General features: G+C 42.1%; 20 protein-coding genes. 15 read left to right on the top strand and 5 right to left on the bottom strand.

All coding sequences use genetic code 11. The annotated features are described in order from the left end of the window. Nucleotides 1-263 precede the first annotated feature (263 nt). From EYW48_RS00975 to deoD, 10 genes are all read left to right on the top strand, one after another. Entirely contained in the window at nt 264-437 is a 174-nt protein-coding gene (locus EYW48_RS00975) for a hypothetical protein (RefSeq protein ID WP_171822921.1), read from the top strand. A 200-nt stretch (nt 438-637) separates the two neighbouring features. Further along, nucleotides 638-2,065 carry a sodium:alanine symporter family protein gene (locus tag EYW48_RS00970; protein WP_172531975.1) on the top strand — a complete coding sequence of 476 codons (1,428 nt, stop codon included), beginning with the start codon at nt 638-640 and terminating at the stop codon, nt 2,063-2,065. A gap of 157 nt (nt 2,066-2,222) precedes the next feature. Next, nucleotides 2,223-2,996, top strand: a complete 774-nt coding sequence (gene yaaA, locus EYW48_RS00965) for a peroxide stress protein YaaA (RefSeq protein WP_053310816.1) — start codon at nt 2,223-2,225, stop codon at nt 2,994-2,996. 146 nt (nt 2,997-3,142) lie between these two features. Then, nucleotides 3,143-3,286 (top strand): DUF5363 family protein, encoded by a 144-nt coding sequence (locus EYW48_RS00960; protein ID WP_168521133.1) that lies wholly within the window; start codon nt 3,143-3,145, stop codon nt 3,284-3,286. Further along, nucleotides 3,273-4,058: a TatD family hydrolase gene (locus EYW48_RS00955; protein WP_277431766.1), complete on the top strand. Its 786-nt coding sequence runs from the start codon at nt 3,273-3,275 to the stop codon at nt 4,056-4,058. The genes EYW48_RS00960 and EYW48_RS00955 overlap by 14 nt, the downstream gene beginning before the upstream one ends. Before the next feature lie 207 nt (nt 4,059-4,265). After that, nucleotides 4,266-5,549 (top strand): NupC/NupG family nucleoside CNT transporter, encoded by a 1,284-nt coding sequence (locus tag EYW48_RS00950; protein ID WP_261917395.1) that lies wholly within the window; start codon nt 4,266-4,268, stop codon nt 5,547-5,549. Nucleotides 5,550-6,078: 529 nt separating this feature from the next. Then, on the top strand, nt 6,079-6,855 hold the full coding sequence (deoC, locus tag EYW48_RS00945; protein WP_176246767.1) for a deoxyribose-phosphate aldolase: 777 nt from the start codon (nt 6,079-6,081) through the stop codon (nt 6,853-6,855). 112 nt (nt 6,856-6,967) lie between these two features. Beyond that, nucleotides 6,968-8,296 (top strand): thymidine phosphorylase, encoded by a 1,329-nt coding sequence (gene deoA, locus EYW48_RS00940; RefSeq protein ID WP_261917396.1) that lies wholly within the window; start codon nt 6,968-6,970, stop codon nt 8,294-8,296. A gap of 20 nt (nt 8,297-8,316) precedes the next feature. After that, a complete protein-coding gene (gene deoB, locus EYW48_RS00935) occupies nt 8,317-9,537 on the top strand; it encodes a phosphopentomutase (protein WP_176246765.1) in 1,221 nt (406 codons plus the stop codon). Between the two features lie 78 nt (nt 9,538-9,615). Continuing rightward, nucleotides 9,616-10,335, top strand: coding sequence for a purine-nucleoside phosphorylase (gene deoD / locus EYW48_RS00930; RefSeq protein ID WP_277431765.1), 720 nt, complete (start codon nt 9,616-9,618; stop codon nt 10,333-10,335). A gap of 92 nt (nt 10,336-10,427) precedes the next feature. Here deoD and EYW48_RS00925 read toward each other — a convergent pair whose 3' ends face one another. After that, entirely contained in the window at nt 10,428-11,042 is a 615-nt protein-coding gene (locus tag EYW48_RS00925; protein ID WP_071233057.1) for a YtjB family periplasmic protein, read from the bottom strand. Between the two features lie 186 nt (nt 11,043-11,228). On the opposite strand from EYW48_RS00925, the gene serB reads away from it, so the two are divergent. Next, the gene (serB, locus tag EYW48_RS00920) at nt 11,229-12,209 is read left to right on the top strand and encodes a phosphoserine phosphatase (protein WP_261915164.1); all 981 of its coding nucleotides are present in this window, start codon (nt 11,229-11,231) and stop codon (nt 12,207-12,209) included. Between the two features lie 49 nt (nt 12,210-12,258). Here the strand turns inward: serB and EYW48_RS00915 are convergent, their stop codons facing one another. Further along, nucleotides 12,259-14,604: a PilZ domain-containing protein gene (locus EYW48_RS00915; protein WP_171979500.1), complete on the bottom strand. Its 2,346-nt coding sequence runs from the start codon at nt 14,602-14,604 to the stop codon at nt 12,259-12,261. A 191-nt stretch (nt 14,605-14,795) separates the two neighbouring features. On the opposite strand from EYW48_RS00915, the gene radA reads away from it, so the two are divergent. Both radA and fusA read left to right on the top strand, forming a co-directional pair. After that, nucleotides 14,796-16,175 (top strand): DNA repair protein RadA, encoded by a 1,380-nt coding sequence (gene radA, locus EYW48_RS00910; RefSeq protein ID WP_171979499.1) that lies wholly within the window; start codon nt 14,796-14,798, stop codon nt 16,173-16,175. A 229-nt stretch (nt 16,176-16,404) separates the two neighbouring features. Next, on the top strand, nt 16,405-18,495 hold the full coding sequence (gene fusA / locus EYW48_RS00905) for an elongation factor G (protein ID WP_171979498.1): 2,091 nt from the start codon (nt 16,405-16,407) through the stop codon (nt 18,493-18,495). Between the two features lie 151 nt (nt 18,496-18,646). On the opposite strand, the gene EYW48_RS00900 is transcribed toward fusA, so the two are convergent. The 3 genes from EYW48_RS00900 to EYW48_RS00890 all read right to left on the bottom strand — a co-directional run bounded on the left by EYW48_RS00900 (nt 18,647) and on the right by EYW48_RS00890 (nt 21,576). Further along, nucleotides 18,647-18,859 (bottom strand): VF530 family protein, encoded by a 213-nt coding sequence (locus EYW48_RS00900; protein WP_168521152.1) that lies wholly within the window; start codon nt 18,857-18,859, stop codon nt 18,647-18,649. A gap of 165 nt (nt 18,860-19,024) precedes the next feature. Further along, nucleotides 19,025-20,710, bottom strand: a complete 1,686-nt coding sequence (locus tag EYW48_RS00895) for an AMP-binding protein (RefSeq protein ID WP_176246761.1) — start codon at nt 20,708-20,710, stop codon at nt 19,025-19,027. A gap of 131 nt (nt 20,711-20,841) precedes the next feature. After that, the gene (locus tag EYW48_RS00890) at nt 20,842-21,576 is read right to left on the bottom strand and encodes an AraC family transcriptional regulator (RefSeq protein WP_274677247.1); all 735 of its coding nucleotides are present in this window, start codon (nt 21,574-21,576) and stop codon (nt 20,842-20,844) included. Nucleotides 21,577-21,913: 337 nt separating this feature from the next. Here EYW48_RS00890 and EYW48_RS00885 point away from each other — a divergent pair, with 337 nt between their 5' ends. Together EYW48_RS00885 and EYW48_RS00880 are read left to right on the top strand one after the other, a co-directional pair. Then, nucleotides 21,914-22,099 (top strand): Flp family type IVb pilin, encoded by a 186-nt coding sequence (locus EYW48_RS00885; RefSeq protein WP_277431764.1) that lies wholly within the window; start codon nt 21,914-21,916, stop codon nt 22,097-22,099. Between the two features lie 104 nt (nt 22,100-22,203). Then, nucleotides 22,204-22,365 carry a hypothetical protein gene (locus EYW48_RS00880; protein WP_053310832.1) on the top strand — a complete coding sequence of 54 codons (162 nt, stop codon included), beginning with the start codon at nt 22,204-22,206 and terminating at the stop codon, nt 22,363-22,365. Nucleotides 22,366-22,432 lie beyond the last annotated feature (67 nt).

Genomic DNA, 22,432 nt, shown 5'->3' with positions numbered 1-22,432 from the left:
TATGATTTGTTTCTCATTTGTTTCCTTTTTATGAAGCTTTTATTGGATTTTGACCAGAATTTCACATTTTCAGTTGAGATGTTTGGTATGAAAAGCGAGCGATTAACCAAAGCAAACGATTTTATTCATATTTGAGAATGTTAACTAATTGTTGTTTTGAGTGTTTTGACGTGGGTGGGTGGTTTTTTTTTGAGCGCTTAACGAAAAATAATTATCTAATTATGCAAAATTCTTTAATCAATCGAATGAACCCTTGATTCTCAATGGCTGAGATTAAGTTGATGCAACTGAGTTTCTATGGTTGTTTTTTATTCTGTAATGTTGGTTTTTTGATTGTTATTTGTTTTGCTGTTGTTGGTGTTTTGATTGACTTAATGTTAATTGAAGGTGATTTTATGGTGAAAAATAACATTTTAACTAAACTTGATGCATATTGATTTTTAACCTTTCAGGTTGCATTATCCGTTCGTCAAAAAATACGCGGCCTCTGCAAAATGTGAGATCTCTCGCGTTTTGGATGAATAGAACACATCTAATAATATCGATAAAAGCATGCTCGAAAGGATGTTGAACGAGACATGTGTGTTCTTTCATTAAATTTTCTGCGGCCAGCGCTATCACTCTATGAGAGGTTCTTGTGACAGACTTAATCAATTTAATGAATGATCTACTTTGGGGATCAATTCTTGTTTATCTTTTAGTCGGTGTCGGGGTTTACTTCACCGTTCGCTTAGGGTTTATCCAGTTTCGCCACTTTGGCCACATGTTCAGTGTGCTAAAAAATAGCCGTAAAGCAGACAAAGCGGGTATCTCCTCTTTTCAAGCATTATGTACTAGCCTTGCTGCTCGTGTCGGTACCGGAAACATGGCGGGGGTTGCTGTTGCTCTAACCGCTGGTGGGCCTGGTGCTATTTTCTGGATGTGGTTAATCGCCATGTTAGGTATGGCCACTTCTTTTGCAGAAAGTACACTTGCCCAGTTGTACAAAACTCGTGACAAAGATGGTAACTATCGTGGTGGGCCAGCCTACTACATGGAAAAAGGTCTTGGCATGCGTTGGATGGGGGTCTTGTTCTCTATCTTCCTTATTATCGCTTTCGGTTTGGTGTTCAATGCCGTTCAAGCAAACTCCATTGCTGGAGCAATGAATAACGCATTTGGCTTTGAACCGCTTCATGTGGGTATTTTCATTGTTGCGATTTCAGCCTTTGTTATTTTTGGTGGTATTCGTAAAATTGCACGCACCGCTGAATTGATAGTACCTTTCATGGCATTAGCCTATCTAGCGATAGCAATGTTTGTGATGGTGACTAATATTGAAAAATTGCCAGCCGTGCTCACGTTGATTTTCAAGAGTGCATTTGGCCTGCAAGAAGCTGCTGCGGGTGGTCTGGGTTACGCAATTGCACAAGCGATGATCAACGGTATCAAGCGTGGTTTGTTCTCAAATGAAGCGGGTATGGGCTCTGCACCAAATGCCGCAGCATCTGCAACTCCCTATCCGCCGCATCCTGCTTCACAAGGTTATGTGCAAATGTTGGGTGTGTTTATCGATACTATCGTGATCTGTTCAGCGACGGTTGCCATTATCCTAATGTCTGGTGAATATGTACCACATGGTGAAATTACGGGTATTGAATTAACTCAGCGCGCGTTAAGTTCTCAAGTTGGTAGCTGGGGGAGCATCTTTGTTGCACTTGCGATTTTCTTCTTCGCCTTTACTTCCATTATTGCTAACTACTCCTATGCTGAAACCAACCTCATCTTTTTAGAGCATAACAATAAGAAAGGGTTAACAGTTTTCCGAATTGTATTCCTTTCTATGGTGATGTTTGGTTCTTTGGCTACGTTGCCAACCGTATGGGCAATGGCGGATGTTTCGATGGGCTTGATGGCGATTGTTAACTTAGTGGCGATTCTGCTGCTGTCTGGCATCGTAATTAAACTGGCGAAAGACTATAACCGCCAGTTAAAGGCAGGCAAGGTTCCAACCTTTGATGCCAATGAATATCCAGAGCTAAAATCCCAGTTAGAAGATGGTATTTGGGATAACAACAATAAATAACCATTGTTACGAACAATTGAATAGATTGGCAAAGCCATGCAGACACTGCATGGCTTTTTTTGTACTCTGTTATCCATAAGATGAATTGAAGCCGTTGACTGCTTTGATTAAATAACCTCAACTCGGGTTAAATAATAAATATAGAGGAAAGAAAGGTATGCTTATTGTTGTATCTCCAGCTAAAACGTTAGATTACGAATCCCCGCTAGTCACCAATAAATTCACTCAGCCTGAACTCGTCGATCATTCCGCGGAGCTCATTGAGGTATGTCGTCGTCTAACTCCTAGCGACATTTCTCAATTAATGAAGGTCAGTGATAAAATTGCTGGCTTGAATGTGGCACGTTTTGCTCAATGGAGTAAAACCTTCACTACAGATAATGCAAGGCCTGCTATTTTGGCTTTCAAAGGCGATGTTTATACTGGTTTTGAGGCTGAAACGTTATCAGATGCTGACTTTGATTATGCTCAACAGCATCTAAGAATGTTGTCTGGTTTGTACGGCCTGTTGAAGCCGCTTGATTTAATGCAGCCCTATCGTTTGGAAATGGGAACGAAATTGAGCAATGCGAGAGGAGCTAATTTGTATCAGTTTTGGGGAGATATCATTACTGATAAGTTGAACCAAGCTCTGCAAGAGCAGGGGGATAATGTATTGATTAATTTAGCCTCTAATGAATACTTTAAAGCCGTCAATCATAAAAAGTTAGATGGTCAGATCGTTACTCCCGTTTTTAAGGATTGTAAAAAAGGACAATATAAGGTCATCAGCTTTTATGCGAAAAAAGCGCGCGGCATGATGGCGCGTTATATCATCGATAATCAAGTGTCCTCGCTTGAGCAATTGACTCAGTTTGATCGTGCAGGTTACTACTTTGTTGAACAAGAATCTTCAGCGACTGAGCTCGTTTTCAAGCGTGAAGAGCAGTAGTGATATAGTTATACCCTTCCTACTTGAAGTTGCAGCGGTGTTGGCTACGTTCCCTCACCCCAATCACATAGTTTATCTATGCTCATGGGGATTCACTTACTTGCCGCCTACCTGCAACTTCAAGTGGTTTGGGTATAGGTGGTAATATGTGGCAGTGGTTGAAAAGGCAAATCTCACGTTATGATCGTTGGTGTGAAAGTATGGGGCTGACACCTGATAAAAAGCGCAGTTGTGTCCCTTATCGACAAGACCCGGCTACGGATAAAGAGACTAAACGTGAGCATCAGTAAGCTACGTCTGTTTGATACTCATTGCCATCTTGATTTTTCTGTTTTTTCTGAAAATGTTGACCTACACATTAAACTTGCTCAGAAATCTGGAGTTGAGAAATTATTGGTTCCAGCGATTGGTCCAAGCAATTGGCAGCGAGTTGCTCAGTTGGCGGAAAGTTATCCTGCTCTCTATTTTTCTTTAGGTTTTCATCCTTATTTTTTATCTCAATCATCACATTCTTATATAGATCAGTTTGAACAAGCGTTAGATAACAAACACGACAAGTGCCTGGCTTTAGGGGAATGTGGTCTTGATTTCGCTATAGATGTTGACTCTAAGTTGCAAGAATCGATGTTTGAAGTTCAAATTGAGTTAGCGAAAAAGACGGCTTTACCTCTTATAATACATAGCCGCAAAGCTCACAATCGTGTTCTACAGCTTTTGAAAAAACACCACTTTAACCAAGGTGGAATATTACACGCCTTTTCTGGAAGTGAGCAGCAAGCGAGGCAGTTTATTGATCTTGGTTTTAAAATTGGAGTGGGGGGAATCATCACCTATCCAAGGGCCAATAAAACTCGTTTGGCCATTTGTGCTTTGCCTATCGAAAGTTTAGTGCTCGAAACGGATGCACCAGATATGCCGTTGAATGGCTTGCAAGGTAAAGTGAATCACCCTAAATATCTGCCAATTATTATGCAAACGCTTGCTTTACTAAGGGGACAGTCAGAGCAATCGATTGCTGAAGCTTTATGGGAAAATAGCCACTCACTGCTATTTTCTTTGTGAATGAATTCGAAATGAAATGTATGGCTAGTGATTTTTGTATCAGTAAATGGTGAGTTGGCTCACATAAGCGAGTGAATGCGAGCTGAATCTTATAAGAAAGTGTGAGGCTGGCATTACTTTATCTAAGGAGGGATGAGTATAATCACCTCGCTTTATAGCTCCATTTTGTAACACGCCAATAAATAACTTATAAGGAAGTCATAAACTATGAGCCTGTTTATGAGCCTAGTCGGTATGGTAGTGCTTCTTGCTATTGCATTTGCATTCTCATCTAACCGTAAAGCTATCAATATCAGAACTGTGGGCGGCGCTTTTGCCATCCAATTTGTATTAGGTGCATTTGTTCTTTACGTACCTTGGGGCCGTGATCTTCTAAACGGTTTCTCAACTGGTGTATCTAACGTTATCAACTACGGTAACGATGGTTCATCATTCTTGTTCGGTGGTCTTGTTTCTAACAAGATGTTCGAAGTGTTCGGTGGTGGTGGTTTCATCTTCGCTTTCCGTGTTCTTCCTACACTGATCTTCTTCTCTGCACTTATTTCTGTACTTTACTACATCGGTGTTATGCAGTGGGTTATCAAGATTCTTGGTGGCGCGCTTCAAAAAGCTCTGGGTACTTCTCGTGCGGAATCAATGTCAGCTGCGGCAAACATTTTCGTAGGTCAAACTGAAGCACCACTTGTTGTTCGTCCGTTTGTACCTAAGATGACACAATCTGAACTATTCGCAGTAATGTGTGGTGGTCTTGCTTCTGTTGCTGGTGGTGTATTGGCTGGTTATGCTTCAATGGGTGTTCCTCTAGAGTACCTTGTTGCAGCATCATTTATGGCGGCACCTGGTGGTCTTTTATTTGCTAAGATTCTTCACCCAGAGACTGATAAGCCTCATGAAGATTTCGATGAAGCATTAGACGGCGGCGACGATAAGCCAGCTAACGTTATCGACGCAGCAGCGGGCGGTGCGGCATCTGGTCTACAACTAGCGCTAAACGTTGGTGCAATGTTGATTGCCTTCGTTGGTTTGATTGCTCTTGTTAACGGCATGTTGGGCGGTATCGGTGGTTGGTTCGGTATGCCTGAGCTAACTCTAGAGCTGATTCTAGGTTATGCATTCTCTCCACTAGCATTCCTTATCGGTGTGCCATGGGCTGAAGCGGTAACCGCTGGTTCATTCATCGGTCAGAAATTAGTGGTTAACGAATTCGTTGCTTACCTAAACTTCACACCTTACTTAGGTGAGAACGCGCAAGTTATTGCTGCAACTGGTCAAGTGATGTCTGAGAAGACGACTGCAATTATTTCATTCGCTCTATGTGGTTTTGCGAACCTTTCTTCTATCGCAATCCTACTTGGTGGTCTTGGTAGCCTTGCTCCAAACCGTCGTAGCGATATTGCTCGTATGGGTATTAAAGCTGTACTTGCTGGTACGTTGTCTAACCTTATGGCAGCGACAATTGCAGGCTTCTGCTTAAGCCTAGCTGCGCTATAATTTAGTTAGAAAGTAATTAATTTATAGACGCCATTTAATATCGCCCCGTAGCAAGAAATTGCTGCGGGGCTTTTTTGTTTCTGGGTTTAATTTCATTATTGAGCCATGCAAAAAAAGAGAGATAGTCTAAGGTTATTTAGACTCTTTTTGAGATACAAACCGTTTGCTCTATGAATGGTGCTACAGTTTTGTAGCGAAAATCTATACTGTATCGGTGAGATTAATTTTCAATGGAATATTGAAAGTTTTTAGCTAGCACTAATCAATACATGGAGTATGATCTGGAGCTAGGGCAACTGTGTTGCCTTGATATACGTTAGACACAGCAATAAAAGCTCAATATTGGAGCAACATTGTTTGTGCCATAGGCCAAATTGGTACTGTGCGGTGACAGGGATAGCAATTGGAATGTTCAACATTCCGAGTCTTCAGGGAACCAAGTCCGTTCATTTGTGGCTACTGGGAAAAAGCGCACCAACAACTCGCGTGCCAGTAGTGAACTATTTGAATATATTGATCGGAGATAGAAATGAGCGATTTAAAAGCAGCAGCACTTCGTGCACTAAAATTGATGGATTTGACTACGCTAAACGATGATGACACAGACGCGAAAGTGATCGCCCTTTGTCATGATGCGAAAACAGCAGTAGGCAATACAGCTGCAATTTGTATTTACCCTCGCTTTATTCCTATTGCTAAGAAGACACTTCGTGAGCAAGGCACACCAGAGATTCGTATTGCGACAGTAACGAACTTCCCTCATGGTAATGATGATATTGAAATCGCAGTGGCTGAAACAAAAGCAGCTGTTGCGTATGGTGCTGATGAAGTCGATGTTGTTTTCCCTTACCGTGCATTAATCGCAGGTAACGAACAAGTCGGTTTTGAGCTTGTTAAGCAATGTAAAGAAGCATGTGGCGATATCCTTTTGAAAGTGATTATCGAAACAGGTGAATTGAAAGAAGAAGCATTGATCAAAAAAGCGTCGCAAATTTGTATTGAAGCTGGTGCTGACTTTATCAAAACTTCAACCGGTAAAGTGCCAGTGAATGCTACGCCAGAATACGCACGTATGATGTTAGAAGTGATTCGTGATATGGGCGTTGCTAAAAGCGTTGGCTTTAAACCAGCTGGTGGTGTTCGTACTGCAGAAGATGCGGCATTGTACCTCGCTATGGCTGATGAGCTATTAGGTGCCGACTGGGCCGATAACATGCATTACCGTTTTGGTGCATCAAGTCTACTGACTAACCTTTTAAATACATTAGAAGTAACAGACCAAACAGCAGATCCTGCCGCGTACTAATCGTAGGTTACATCTGAACTGATAACAATAAGTCTGATTTGTGGGGCTGTTTTTATGGCTCCGCATTACCTCTTTACCCTACTGACCAAAGCGTATTGCTTGGGAGGATCTAATGTATTTACCACAAGAAATCATTCGTAAAAAACGTGACGGCGAAATACTTACCGCTGACGAAATTAACTTCTTTATTCAAGGCGTAGCAAAAAATACGGTATCTGAAGGTCAGATAGCTGCTTTTGCTATGACTATTTTCTTTAATGAAATGACCATGCCAGAGCGCATTGCATTGACTTGTGCGATGCGCGATTCAGGCATGGTGATCGATTGGGACTACATGAACTTTGATGGCCCTATAGTCGATAAGCATTCAACTGGTGGTGTGGGTGATGTAACCTCACTAATGCTTGGCCCAATGGTAGCTGCTTGTGGCGGTTTTGTGCCGATGATTTCAGGCCGAGGGCTTGGCCACACCGGTGGAACACTGGATAAATTGGAATCTATTCCTGGCTATAACATCACACCAACTAACGATGTTTTTGGTCAAGTGACGAAAGAGGCTGGGGTGGCGATCATTGGTCAAACGGGTGATCTTGCTCCTGCGGATAAACGTGTGTATGCCACGCGTGATATTACGGCAACGGTGGACAATATTTCACTGATCACAGCCTCTATTCTCTCGAAAAAACTGGCAGCAGGTTTAGATTCTCTAGTGATGGATGTCAAAGTGGGTTCGGGCGCTTTCATGCCAACCTACGAAGCTTCTGAAGAGTTAGCGAAATCGATCGTTGCGGTAGCAAATGGTGCTGGCACCAAAACTACGGCTATTTTAACGGACATGAACCAAGTGTTAGCCTCTTCTGCGGGGAATGCAGTTGAAGTGCGTGAAGCAGTTCGTTTCTTAACTGGAGAGTACCGTAACCCTCGCTTACTTGAAATTACCTTGGCTTCTTGTGCTGAAATGCTGGTACTCGGTCACTTAGCGAAAGATAGCGATGAAGCACGCACTAAACTGATGGCGGTGCTCGATAACGGTAAAGCTGCGCAGTGCTTTGGCAAAATGGTCAAAGGTTTAGGCGGTCCTGCTGATTTCGTCGAAAATTATGATCATTACCTTGATAAAGCCGAGATCATTAAACCTGTTTACGCACTAGAAAGTGGTGTGGTATCGGCAATGGATACTCGTGCAATTGGTATGGCTGTTGTGGGCATGGGTGGCGGACGCCGCGTTGCAACAGACAGCATTGATTACGCGGTGGGTTTTGACCAATTTATCCGTTTAGGCGAAGTCGCTGATAGCAACAAACCACTGGCTATGATTCATGCGCGTAACGAAGAGCAGTGGCAAGAAGCGGCAAAAGCCTTACAAAACGCCATTAAAGTGGGCGGAGAATATACACCAACACCAGATGTTTACCGTCAAATTCGTGCAGAAGACGTGTAACACGCTGGTTGGAGAGAGCAATGAAAAGAGCATTTATTTTAGTATTAGATTCATTTGGTATTGGCGAAGCGGCAGACGCAGAAAAGTTCGGTGATGTCGGTTCAGATACGCTTGGTCACATTGCAGAGCAATGTGCAAAAGGCGATGCAGATAATGCAGACCGTAAAGGGGCGTTAACCTTACCAAACTTATCCAAATTAGGTTTGGCGATGGCTCACAAAGAGTCAACTGGGCATTTTGCTCCAGGGTTGGATGCCAACGCTGAGATTATTGGTGCCTATGGTCATGCGGCAGAGTTGTCATCAGGTAAAGATACGCCATCAGGTCACTGGGAAATTGCCGGCGTGCCTGTGCTGTTTGAATGGGGCTACTTTAGCGATAAGCAAAACAGCTTCCCCAAAGAGCTTACCGACCGAATTCTAAAGCGTGCTAACCTTCCTGGCTTTTTGGGTAACTGCCATGCTTCTGGTACGCAAGTATTAGATGATTTAGGCGAAGAACACATGAAGACGGGTATGCCGATTTTCTATACGTCTGCTGATTCAGTATTCCAAATTGCTTGTCATGAAGAAACGTTTGGTCTTGATCGTTTACTTGAACTTTGCCAAATCGCTCGTGAAGAATTGGAAGATTACAACATTGGTCGTGTTATCGCTCGTCCATTCATTGGCCCTAAAGCGGGAGAGTTCGCGCGTACCGGTAACCGTCGTGATCTTTCTTTAGAGCCACCTGCGGCTACTGTGTTGCAAAAATTGGTTGATGAGAAACAAGGCAACGTCGTTTCTATTGGTAAAATTGCCGATATCTATGCCAACTGCGGTATTACGAAAAAAGTAAAAGCAACAGGTATTCCTGCGTTGTTTGATGCAACTTTAGAGCAAATTAAAGTTGCGAAAGATAACACCATTGTCTTTACTAACTTTGTTGATTTCGACTCAGCTTATGGCCACCGTCGCGATGTGGCAGGTTATGCGGCTGCACTTGAATATTTTGATAATCGTCTGCCAGAAGTATTGGCGCTTATGGAAGAAGACGACATCCTCATCCTAACGGCGGATCACGGTTGTGACCCAACTTGGCCGGGTACGGATCATACTCGTGAGCACATTCCTGTATTAGTGTATGGCCAAAAAGTGGCTGCAGGATCGTTGGGCTGTCGTGATACCTTCGCAGACATCGGTCAATCTATCGCGCAGTACTTTGGTACTTCGGCAATGGATTATGGTAAGAACTTTCTTTAAGTGCTCATTGCATTTTTGAATATGAATAGAGAGGGTACTCTCTATTCTTTCGTCAATTTTAGATAAAGGATATTTTCAATGGCAACTCCACATATTAACGCGGAAATGGGTGCATTCGCTGACGTCGTTTTAATGCCTGGTGACCCACTTCGTGCAAAATACATTGCAGAAACTTTCCTCGATGATGTCCTTCAAGTGTGCGATGTTCGTAACATGTTTGGTTACACTGGTACTTATAAAGGCCGTAAAATTTCAGTAATGGGACATGGTATGGGTATTCCATCATGTTCTATCTATGTGACCGAGCTGATTAAAGACTTTGGTGTGAAAAAGATTATCCGTGTTGGTAGCTGTGGCGCAGTAAGTGAAGACATCAAAGTACGTGATGTTGTGATCGGCATGGGCGCATGTACGGATTCAAAAGTGAACCGTATTCGCTTCAAAGATCACGATTTCGCTGCAATAGCCGATTACAAAATGGTAAAGGCGGCTGAAGAAGCAGCAACGGCTCGTGGCATTGATGTCAAAGTAGGCAACCTATTTTCAGCTGAGCTTTTCTACACACCTGATCCAGAAATGTTTGATGTAATGGATAAGTACGGTATCGTTGGTGTGGAAATGGAAGCGGCAGGTATTTATGGTGTTGCTGCTGAATACGGCGCAAAAGCATTGACGATTTGTACCGTATCTGATCATATCAAAACAGGTGAGCAAACGACTTCAGAGGAGCGTCAAAACACCTTTAATGAGATGATTGAAATAGCCTTAGATTCAGTATTAATTGGTGATGCACAGTAATTAATGTGCTCTGATTAAGATCTTTAATCATTAGCTCAAATAAAAAACCTCAGCGTTAACACTGAGGTTTTTTTATCGCTACATATTGATGGTTAAGAGAGGTCATCAACATTTTGTAGTAACAGGTTTTCGCCTTTATTTTTCGGTTTACGACGTAGTACTAACGTCAGTAACACTCCGCTGACAAAACTGGTTAGCAGCATCAGATACATATAGCGATCGCTTTTTCTGTAGTGGTGGTCCGAAATAGCAGTAACCTTGCCAGTTTCAAAGGTTATACGGACAAAACCAATAATGCTACCGTCGTGGTAAACGGGCTCTACAAGTTGCTGACGGCCGATGCGAGCGGTTTCCAGCGGTGTATCTAACCCTAACACTTCCCTAACGCTTAGCGCACTTTCGCTGGCTGCGAGCTTGATACCTTCTGCATCATAAATGGTGGCATCAAACACTAAGCTGTCTTGCGCCAACTGGTTGGTTAATGCAAGTAAGCGCTCTTGGTCTTGTTCGGCAATCATGTTACCTGCTGATAGCGAGGCTTGTGAAATGAGCACATTAGTGAGCGTCTCTAGCTGGTTGGCTTGAATTCGTTCATTTCCTTTGCTGATCACGACACTGTTTTGTACGGTAAAGAAAAACATCCCGGCTAAGAAAACAACCGTGATCACGCGGATTGCGACACGAAATGAAAATAATGAGCCATCCATAATCAACCTAACGGAATTAATTGAAACTTTGCCCATATTGATACTTGCGTTTTTAAATTGCAATAGGGTAACGTCTTGCTAATAGAGCCTGATGAGAGATACTCGAAATAAAATAAAGTGGCGATCAATTTTTTTGATGACACCTTGTTCATTGAGGCTGAAAGCATTAACTAAGGAATGATAAACATGGATGCGCTAAAAACCTTGCCAATTAAAAGGCATACCACACTACTTAACCGTTTACCTGAGACTCGTTTCTCTTCTCAATTAGATAAGTCTAAAGCGAGCTGGATTATTTTCGCACCGTATTTATCGACCCAATGTTTTGATGATATTGACTTCTTTACCGGATATTACAATCCGGTGCTTGATATGTGGAAGGTCGGTCACTACGAAGTCGCGTTAATGGCGGGGAAGTTCACTAATGAACATGAAAAGGTTTTACAAGGTCTTGAAATCGACTATGCGCGCTTAAATGAAGTGCCTGACTTATCGAAACCGGGTCTTATTGTGATGGATATGGATTCAACGGCTATTCAAATTGAATGTATTGATGAGATTGCCAAGTTAGCCGGGGTTGGAGACGAGGTTGCTGAAGTGACAGAGCGAGCGATGCAGGGGGAGTTAGATTTTGAGCAAAGCCTGCGCCAGCGGGTAGCTAAGCTCGCCGGAGCGGATGAATCGATTCTTGAAAGTGTACGCTCCACATTGCCTTACATGCCAGATCTCAAAGAATTTGTTGCCACTTTAAATGCATTGGGCTGGAAAACGGCGATAGCATCGGGCGGTTTTACCTATTTCTCGGACTATTTAAAAGAGGTTTTACAGCTCGATCATGCTCAATCAAATACGCTTGAAATTATAGACGGCAAGCTAACGGGCAAGGTGTTAGGCGATGTTGTCTCTGCTCAAACCAAGGCTGATATATTGCATGAACTCGCCGAAAAATATGATATTGAAGTGCACAATACGGTGGCAGTCGGTGATGGTGCCAATGACTTAGTAATGATGTCAGCCGCTGGGTTGGGGGTGGCTTATCATGCAAAACCGAAAGTAGAAGCACAAGCGCAAAGCGCAGTGCGTTATGCTGGTTTGGGGGGCGTGTTGTGTATTCTTTCTGCTGAACTGGTCAAAAAACAAAAAATCAGTTGGCAAGCGAAGCCTTAGTCTGTTGCTGTCACTAATGATGAAAAGAGCGCAGAAAACAGCGCTCTTTTTAAAGAGTTAGTTCTAAACGAATTAATATTTCATCAGTAATATCAACAAGTTCCCCATATCCGACAATGGCAGTGATCTCTTTTTCTAAAGCTCGGGCGTGGTGAATGCTGATTTGTGCAAGCTCATTAAGATCACTGCGCAGTAGTGTTGTTATGGGGTCAAATACTGGTGCACTGCAAATACGCAACACGTAGATTTCCCCCATCAGCTGCGCTTTTTGAATGAAGGCAATGCGTTCTTTGGTGCTTTCAAAATCACTCAACAGCTTAGATTGGATTGATTGAATACGCCCGCCAAATTTGATCGCCGCGATATACACTTCATTATATTGAGGTGTTGCCCCCTCGATACGCTTCATAGGTTTGGCTAGCAATGTATTGGTGTGGTTTTTAAAAATCGGTTCCAATGAAATTCGATGCTCTTGTCCAAGTTTAGCAAGCAATACCAAATGCGGGGGAAGCGGGTAGTTAACGCCGATTACTTTCGGTCGGAGGTTCACCCCATGTTTATCAATAAATATCGGGGTGCTGATCATCTTATCCAATAAAATATTGTGTAGCCCTTCCAAAAGCTGGTGGCTTGGCAAAACTTCTTCTTTGGCTGGTAGTTTGTCTTGATTATTTTCAATAAGACTATTGAAAAAAGCGATCGTTTTGGTTGTTTGAGTATTGTCTTCGATCATCAATTGCAAACGACGGCCTTCAGGACCAATGCGCACTACGCTGTAAGGAACACGATTGAGTGGTAATTTTTTATCATAGAGTTGCAGCTCGCGGAAATTGACGCTGACTGTATCTCCAGCCTTCACTGTTAGCGGCGTATCTACAATTAAGCTTAGCCCTCGCTTTGATAAGTCGACAGTATAACCTTCAGCCGTAGCATCCCCTTTGCTTGATATAATGAGAGGTGATTTGAGACTATAGCGGGGTTCTTTTCTACGCGAGCGAGCATCGAAATAAATACCGGTTGGTTCACCAATGATTTTTCTTGAGTGTCTGAACGCATTGAGTTCGCTATTCGCTAACTTAGGCTTGTCGATCAGTAGATAATCTTTGGCGGACTGTTCATCACCAATTTCTTGCAATATCCCGCAGTGGGTCAGCTCACTGGAGCGATCTGATAGTTCACTGGCATGATTAGCAAGTTCTTTGCGTTCTTCATCTGAAAGCTCAAAGACGAATAAACGAAATGCTTTCCAGCTGTCGCGACGAGCTCCGACATGCCAGAACATTTTACGTTGTTCACGACTTGCTTCTGGCATCATCATTGAGAAGAACAGCGTCTTACCTTGATGCTCATGCTTGAATGAATACATCACGTTATTACTACCGCGAACTCCCGGTTTAGTCAGTTGCTGCATGCGCTCTTTTTTAAATAAAGAACCGAGAGCCTGCTGATTGCGCTCATCATGCCAATATTGCCAGATTGGTTGATTATTCTCTGTCAGCAATACGAGTTTTAGTTCATCACCGCTAAAAAAGACGGGTAGGTTACAGGTATGTTTAAGATAAGTATGTTCGTAACCACGGGTGCGAGCTCTAATTAACTTGTCTTGGTTATCATGACGCGCTTTTTGCGAATTATTCTGAAGAGCTTCGTCGATAACCTTTTCGATGACATCGGTGTCAGAAAGCTTCAAGGTTCGTAAAAACTTAACCGCATCGTTATCGTAGGACTCTTCAATCCCAAGGATGCGATATTCAATGGTATTGTGTAGGCCAACTACTTCAGACGATTTATTAAGCTCTGAAAAATGAACCTTAATAACTTCGCCCAATTTGTAGTCGAATGCAGCCGGAACTTTGAACTTTGCACCTGAAGCTGAGAGATCAACACTTAAACCATTCACTAGCTGCTTATTTTGTAAGTGGATTTCAACTTGAGATGTCACTCTTAAGCGATTTTCTTGACGTTTAAGGTCATAACCAAGTTTGACGGGCTCTGCTTCAAAGAGGGAATTCGCATTGGCTGATTTTTGTGGATTGTTAGTGCCGCGCTGCTGCATGACTCGAAAGTTATTACGAGTATTATTTAACGCTTCCCATACACCATCGGTATAAGAACCAAATTTTTTAATGCTCTTATGATAGGCATTGAATGCAACATCATCTAACCAATGCTTACGACCATCTAATAAGTATTCTCGGCACTCGCCCTGCACTCGTCCTCGTAAGTCGATACTTCTAATACAAGGAGCCATAAGGCGGTTGAGTTCCATCTTTACCAATAATTTGACCGACGGCGGCTCATCTTCTGTCATTTGTAACAAAAGGTATTCAAAATCGGTGGAACCATAAGCCGGAATCAAACGCTCGGCGATTGATAGAATTTCAGATTGCTGCATACTTTTCTGCTAAAGTGTTGCTCTCATAGGTTAATCGGCACAGTTATCATAATCTTTAGTTATCTGTAGCGAAGGTTCAACCTTTATTTAAACAGAAATTAACCTGCATCACTGCAATATATTTTATTGGCTTACTATTTGAGCCAATTGATTATAAATGAACGGCAATAAATCAGAATGGTTGAGGGCACATGGCAAAAGTAAAACGCGCATATGTTTGTAATGATTGCGGAGCCGATTTCCCGCGTTGGCAAGGTCAATGTGGCGCATGTGGTGCTTGGAACACCATCTCTGAGGTTCGTTTGGCAGCATCTCCCCAAGTTGCGCGTAATGAGCGTTTAAGTGGTTATGCCGGCGCGGTGTCTGAATCGCAAGTACAAGTGCTTTCGGAGATCAACTTACAGGAAGTGCCTCGCTTCTCCAGCGGCTTTAAAGAGCTTGATCGCGTATTGGGTGGTGGTGTCGTTCCTGGTGCCGCGATACTGATTGGTGGTAATCCAGGAGCAGGTAAATCAACCCTGTTACTGCAAACCATGTGTCAGCTTTCAGCTTCAATGCCAACCTTATATGTGACCGGTGAAGAGTCGTTGCAGCAAGTTGCGATGCGCGCTTCAAGGCTAGGACTGCCCAAAGATAATCTGAAAATGTTGTCTGAAACTAACGTTGACCGCATTTGCCAAATAGCAGAAAAAGAACAACCGCGAATTATGGTGATAGATTCTATTCAGGTTATGCATGTCGCTGATGTTCAATCATCACCGGGTACGGTTGCTCAAGTTAGAGAGTCTGCAACAGCGCTCACTCGTTATGCTAAGCAAAATAACGTAGCAGTGTTTTTAGTCGGACACGTAACCAAAGATGGAACGTTAGCTGGACCGAAAGTTCTGGAACACATTATTGATTGCTCGGTATTGCTTGATGGTGGAACCGATACTCGTTTTCGAACCTTGCGTAGCCATAAAAATCGATTTGGTGCGGTTAATGAACTCGGTGTGTTTGCGATGACTGGTCAAGGTTTACGTGAGGTAAGTAACCCTTCTGCTATTTTCCTATCACGCGGTGAAGAAGATACATCCGGCAGTTCTGTGATGGTGGTGTGGGAAGGAACTCGCCCATTACTGGTTGAAATCCAAGCACTGGTCGATTACTCCCAACTTGCTAATCCAAGACGAGTCGCGGTTGGTTTGGAGCAAAACCGTTTGTCATTATTGCTTGCGGTGCTGCATAAGCATGGCGGTTTACAAATGGCAGACCAAGATGTATTTGTGAATGTCGTTGGTGGAGTGAAAGTAACGGAAACGAGCGCCGATTTAGCATTATTAATGGCCCTGCTTTCTAGTTTTCGCGATAAACCGCTGCCCAAAGATGTGGTCGTATTCGGTGAGGTAGGGTTGGCTGGCGAGATTCGGCCGGTGCCTAGTGGTCAAGAGCGTCTCAATGAAGCATTTAAACATGGTTTCAAAAGGGCAGTAGTACCTATGGCAAATATGCCTAAAGGTGGCATTGCTGGCATGCAAATACACGGAGTGAAAAAATTGTCAGAAGCAATAGAAGCGTTTGATGAGTTGTAATTTCGTATGAGCTTTAGTTTTAAATGCAGCAAATGATGTGAATTTAGCTATCCTTCTTAGGTAGTGAAATACGCTGAAATTACGTAAATCAGATAAATTGATATCGTTTGATTTTGGCATGCAGTAACATAGACAAGTTTTTTTTCTTCTAGAGCACGCAGAGCTATCAGTCTTGACAGATTGTGGTATACTCTGCGCGCAATTTATATCCTATTAACAGAGTAAGACAATGGCAGATTTATCGAAATACAGAAACATTGGTATTTTCGCGCACGTTGATGCGGGTAAAACAACTACCACTGAGCGTATCCTTAAGCTAACTGGTCAAATCCACAAAACTGGTGAAGTACATGATGGCGAATCGACCACTGACTTCATGGAACAGGAAGCTGAGCGCGGTATTACAATCCAGTCAGCAGCTGTAAGTTGTTTCTGGAAAGGCCACCGTTTCAACGTTATCGACACCCCGGGACACGTTGACTTCACTGTTGAAGTTTATCGTTCTCTTAAAGTGCTTGATGGCGGTATCGGTGTATTCTGTGGTTCAGGCGGTGTTGAACCTCAGTCTGAAACTAACTGGCGTTACGCGAACGATTCAGAAGTATCTCGTCTGATCTTCGTTAACAAACTAGACCGTATGGGTGCAGACTTCTACCGCGTTGTTGAGCAAGTTAAAAAGGTTCTTGGCGCTCGTCCACTAGTGATGACTCTACCAATCGGTATCGAAGACAACTTCGTCGGTGTGGTTGATATCCTAACTCGTCAAGCTTACGTTTGGGATGAAACAGGTCTTCCTGAAAACTACACAATTCAAGATATCCCAGCGGATATGGTTGATGACGTTGAAGCTTACCGCGAAGAGATGGTTGAAACGGCTGTAGAGCAAGACGACGATCTTATGGAAGCTTACATGGAAGGTGAAGAGCCTTCTATCGAAGATATCAAACGTTGTATCCGTAAAGGTACTCGTGATCTAGCATTCTTCCCAACATTCTGTGGTTCTGCATTTAAGAACAAAGGTATGCAACTAGTACTTGATGCTGTGGTTGATTACCTACCAGCTCCAACAGAAGTTGATCCACAACCTTTGATGGACGAAGAAGGCAACGAAACTGGCCGTCACGCTATCGTTTCTGCTGATGAAACTTTCAAAGCACTAGCATTTAAGATCATGGACGACCGTTTCGGCGCCCTAACTTTCGTTCGTATTTACTCAGGTAAACTGAACAAAGGTGACACCATCCTTAACTCGTTCACTGGTAAAACAGAACGTGTTGGCCGTATGGTTGAGATGCAAGCGAATGATCGTAATGAACTGACTTCTGCACAAGCGGGTGACATCATCGCTATCGTGGGCATGAAAAACGTTCAAACTGGTCACACGCTATGTGATCCAAAAGACGAAGTTACTCTAGAGCCTATGGTGTTCCCTGCACCTGTAATCTCTATCGCAGTACAGCCTAAAGATAAAGGCGGTTCTGAGAAAATGGGTATCGCGATCGGTAAAATGGTTGCAGAAGATCCAACGTTCCAAGTTGAAACTGACGAAGATTCAGGCGAAACCATCCTTAAAGGTATGGGCGAACTTCACCTAGACATCAAAGTAGATATCTTGAAGCGTACTTACGGCGTTGACCTAATCGTAGGTAAACCACAAGTAGCTTACCGTGAAACTATCACTCAAGCAGTTGAAGATAGCTACACGCATAAGAAACAGTCTGGTGGTTCTGGTCAATTCGGTAAGATCGACTACCGTATCAAACCTGGTGAAGTGAACACTGGCTTTACGTTCAAATCAACAGTTGTTGGTGGTAACGTACCTAAAGAATTCTGGCCTGCAGTTGAGAAAGGCTTCAAGTCAATGATGAACGAAGGTGTTCTAGCTGGCTTCCCAGTTCTTGACGTTGAAGTTGAACTGTTCGACGGTGGTTTCCACGCAGTTGACTCATCAGCTATCGCATTTGAAATCGCAGCGAAAGGCGCATTCCGCCAGTCTATGCCTAAAGCAGGTGCACAACTTCTTGAGCCTATCATGAAAGTTGACGTGTTCACTCCAGACGATCACGTTGGTGATGTTATCGGTGACCTTAACCGTCGCCGTGGTATGATCAAAGACCAAGAAGCTGGTGTAACTGGCGTTCGCGTTAAAGCTGACGTACCACTATCAGAAATGTTTGGCTACATCGGTACACTACGTACTATGACATCAGGCCGTGGTCAGTTCTCTATGGAGTTCTCACACTACTCTGCATGTCCTGCTAACGTTTCTGAGCAAGTAATTGCTGAAGTGAAAGCACGTAAAGAAGCTGAGAAGAAGTAATTCTTTAAATAAGCTAATACGTAAAAACCCCGCAAGCGAAAGCTTGCGGGGTTTTATTTTTTATAACAGTGAATTAGTGTTGATTTAAACAAAGGAATGACGTTTCTGAATTGATACCAATCGTAGTAAATAACGGTGCAACCTAGTTTACTTAGCCTTTTAGATTGACATAAATCTCTTCTACTTTAACGCGTGCCCATTCCGTTTTCCGTAAGAACTTAAGGCTAGACTTAATGCTAGGGTCTTTTTTAAAACAGTTGATGTTGACCATATAGCTGAGTTCTTCCCAACCGTAATGTTCAACCAGTTCTGTCAGTAGCTTTTCCAAAGTAATGCCGTGTAGCGGATTGTTGGTTTGTGTCATGGGATATCTTTTCTGTTTGATTTTTTCTCAGTATAACAGCCAAGGTTATGCTATCTAGAGTAGAAAAGCTTCTCGAATCGAAAAATGGGTAAATACGCTTTAAAACAAGCATAGAAAAAAGGCTAATAAAATTATTAGCCTTTACTTGTAGCCTGTTAGATATGGTTATTCTTCCCACACAATAAGTTGACCTTTCGGCCAGTTATGGCCAATCTCATGATATTTCTGCTCCAATACATGACGTTTGATTTTTAATGTTGGAGTAAGGACGCCGTTTTCTATCGACCATGGATCTTTGATCATTAGGACTCCTTTAATTTGCTCATGAGATTCCAGCTCTGAATTCATGCGAGTAATGACTTTCTTCGTAGTTCGCTCATATCGGGCGCGATCGAAATGAGGAAAATTATGTGGAACGACAAGTAAGATAGGTGCGGGAAGCCCTAAACCTATCAAGCACATCATTTCAACTCGACTGTATTCAAATAACTTATTTTCAATTGGGACAGGGGCAACAAACTTACCTTTGGCGGTTTTGAAGGTGTCTTTTTTACGACCCTGAATGGTTAGATAACCTTCTGCGTCAATAAAACCAATATCTCCAGTGTGTAGCCAACCTTCTTTATCAAATGACTCTTGGGTTGCAATGTCATTTTTGTAGTAACCAGAAAATAAGCCGTTACCACGAACCATGATTTCATTGTCACTAGCAATCTTTAGTTCAATACCTGGGCCTGCTTGTCCAACGGAACCAATTTTATCGGCTCTAAATGGGTAGTTGAGGGTGCTATAGGCAAATGACTCTGTCATCCCCCACGCTTCGGTAATATTTAATCCAATACTGTGGTACCACTCTAACAGTGATGGCGATACCGGAGCACTACCGCAGCCTAAAACACGTGCATGATTTAATCCTAAACCCTCGGCTAGTTTCTTTTTGATCAGTGAGTTTACAAAAGGAATTTTAAGCAGAAAATTGAGCTTTTTCTGGGGCAGCTTATCTTGAATGCGTTGTTGGAACAGTGTCCATAAACGAGGCACTGAAATAAACAGAGTAGGACGCTGCATTTTTACATCTTCAATAAAGGTGTCCAATGACTCTGGAAATGCAGTAGGAACCCCGCCCATAATTGATGACCCAAAGATATAAACCCGTTCAGTGATGTGTGCCAATGGTAAATAAGAAAAAAGGCGATCATCTTCTTGGATACCAATGTGATTAATCAATTGTTGGGCTGACCAGCAAAAGGCACCATATGTCAGCATAGCACCTTTTGGTAAACCAGAAGTTCCAGAGGTATAGACTATCGACATCAGCTTGTTGTCGTGATGTTGAGGTCGTAATTGACTTGGTTGATGCTGTTCCATGAGTGAAGTGAATTGATATTTGCACTTTGGCGCAGAATCGTAGGGCAAAGCGATACTGATGAGATCAGGCATGTCTTGTAAAACCTGACTTGTCGCCTTGGCATCATCAAGCTTTCCCGCGAGCAAAATTTTACTTTCACTGTGCGTGATACAATACTCGATGGTATCGGCCCCAGCGGTTGGGAAGATAGGAACGCTGATAAAGTCACCGAGCATCATTGCCAAATCACAAATAAACCATTCGGCGCAGTTTTTTGAAATTAAGGCGATTTTATCTTGCGGCTTGGCCCCCAGTTCTTGTAGCGCAGACACCAGCGTAAGGGCTTTGTCGGCCACTTCGGCATAGGTGTATTCAACAAATTTCCGGTTGATAATTTGTTTTAGATAAACCTGATTTGGGCGTTCCTGTGCCCATTTTAAGATCATCTCATTGGGTGGTGGGAGAGAGCAGGTTTGTTTGCTTAACTCGTTAGGCTGAATCATTCTCTAACTCCATGTTATTGGCAAAATCATTATTGTTGTTATGTTAATTTCTTGTTAACTCTATCATGCTGAAATGATTGAGTGAAAGGAGATTTTCTCTTTGTTTGTCGGAATTTTGACCAAGGTAAAATTTAATGAAATGAATGTGTTTGTCGAAACACACCTGGGCTAACCCCTGTTTTTTTCTTAAACATTCGTGAAAAATAGGACACATCTTTGTAGCCACATTGGTAAGCAATATATTCAATTTTACAGTTAGGCTCACTGATCAATAAACGCTTTGCATTAGCAATTCTTTTAAAAGTTAGATAATCAATAAAACTTCTTCCCGTATATTTGTGAAATATTTTCGAAAAATAAGTGACTGAATAGTGACAATGATCAGCAATGTCTTTTTCTTGTATAGGGTTAGCTATGTGTTGTTCAATGTATTGAATGGCTTTGACTAAATCGTCACTAACTCGGTTATTTAGTGTTTGGTTATGATCATTTAATCTTGCTTTGACTTTATCAAAATCATAAATTAGGTAACTTTGAATCCTATCTAGCTCTAAATTATAATCTAATTGATTTGTTTTTATTTTTTCGAAAATAAAATCGCTATTCGTTATTTTACATTCACCATGGTGTACAATAACTAATTTGCGATTTAAATTTTTACACAAATTAATAGCAGAATTAAGTAACTCACGGTTTATATCTTGGTTATAAAAAAAGAAACATAGCCTTACCTTAGGATTACTGAGAACAGAAACATCGTCACCACACTCAATAAAGGTGAATCTTTCATTTAGGACTCTAAATATTCGTTTTGGCAGCAGAGCCAGTGGCTGTCCTATCCAATAGAGTGTATTGTCTGCCATCATGCATTATCCATCGCATCATACTAACTTCAAACTACTCCTTTTAGGTTAGATGTAGCTTAAGAAAGTACAAGTCATACCAGCAAAATGCCATAGATAATTATCTTAAAAAGTAAGTTGTATTGGATTTTTTGTAAGATTTCATTGAGTAAATTTCTTTTTATATCAATGAAATGGTTAATTTTATGGTAATGGAAGTAGTTGCCTAAACGTTTGTGTTGCTTTATGGCAATAAAGTACCAAAACTAGACATAAATATCATAACTGATAGTTTTATTTTTAACTAACGTTGTTAGTAGCAATCAATTTGTTGTATTGCAGTTTGGAAGGAGACCGAGCGATGAAACGATTTTATGAGCAAGTAAAGACCTTTATGCAAGATGAAGAAGGCCTTTCTGTTGTCGAGTATGTGGTAGGTGCCGCATTGTTGGTTGGTGCTTTGAGTGCAGTCTTCAGCACTTTAGGTACGAGCTTAACAAGTAGCTTATCAAGTAGCTTAAGTAGCATTGGTAGTTCTGGTTCATAGCTTGTTGAATATTAAAGACTCTTAATGTGGTGTTTAACTTTTTTTGACCAAAGAAGGGAATTTATTTCCTTCTTTGCTAATCAGCTAATTAATCGAGGTTAAATATGTCATTTTTGCGTAAGCTATACTTTTTCCTCGAAGATGAATCGGGTTTGTCAGTTGTGGAGTATGTTGTAGGTGCGGCATTATTGGTTGGCGTTTTGACCGCGTTTTTCAGTTTTCAAGGTGATCTACTTAACCAGACTCTGGCTGGTGTTTTTAACTAAGGTAACTGATTGGCTAAATTTATCATTATCTATTAGATTTTAACTATTAATTATTTATCCCTAAGGT

It is taken from the genome of Vibrio sp. 1180_3, from assembly GCF_029478545.1.
In the GTDB taxonomy this organism is placed as follows: domain Bacteria; phylum Pseudomonadota; class Gammaproteobacteria; order Enterobacterales; family Vibrionaceae; genus Vibrio; species Vibrio aestuarianus.
Note: the sequence above shows the minus strand (reverse complement) of the source record. Positions and strands in the feature narration are given on the sequence as shown.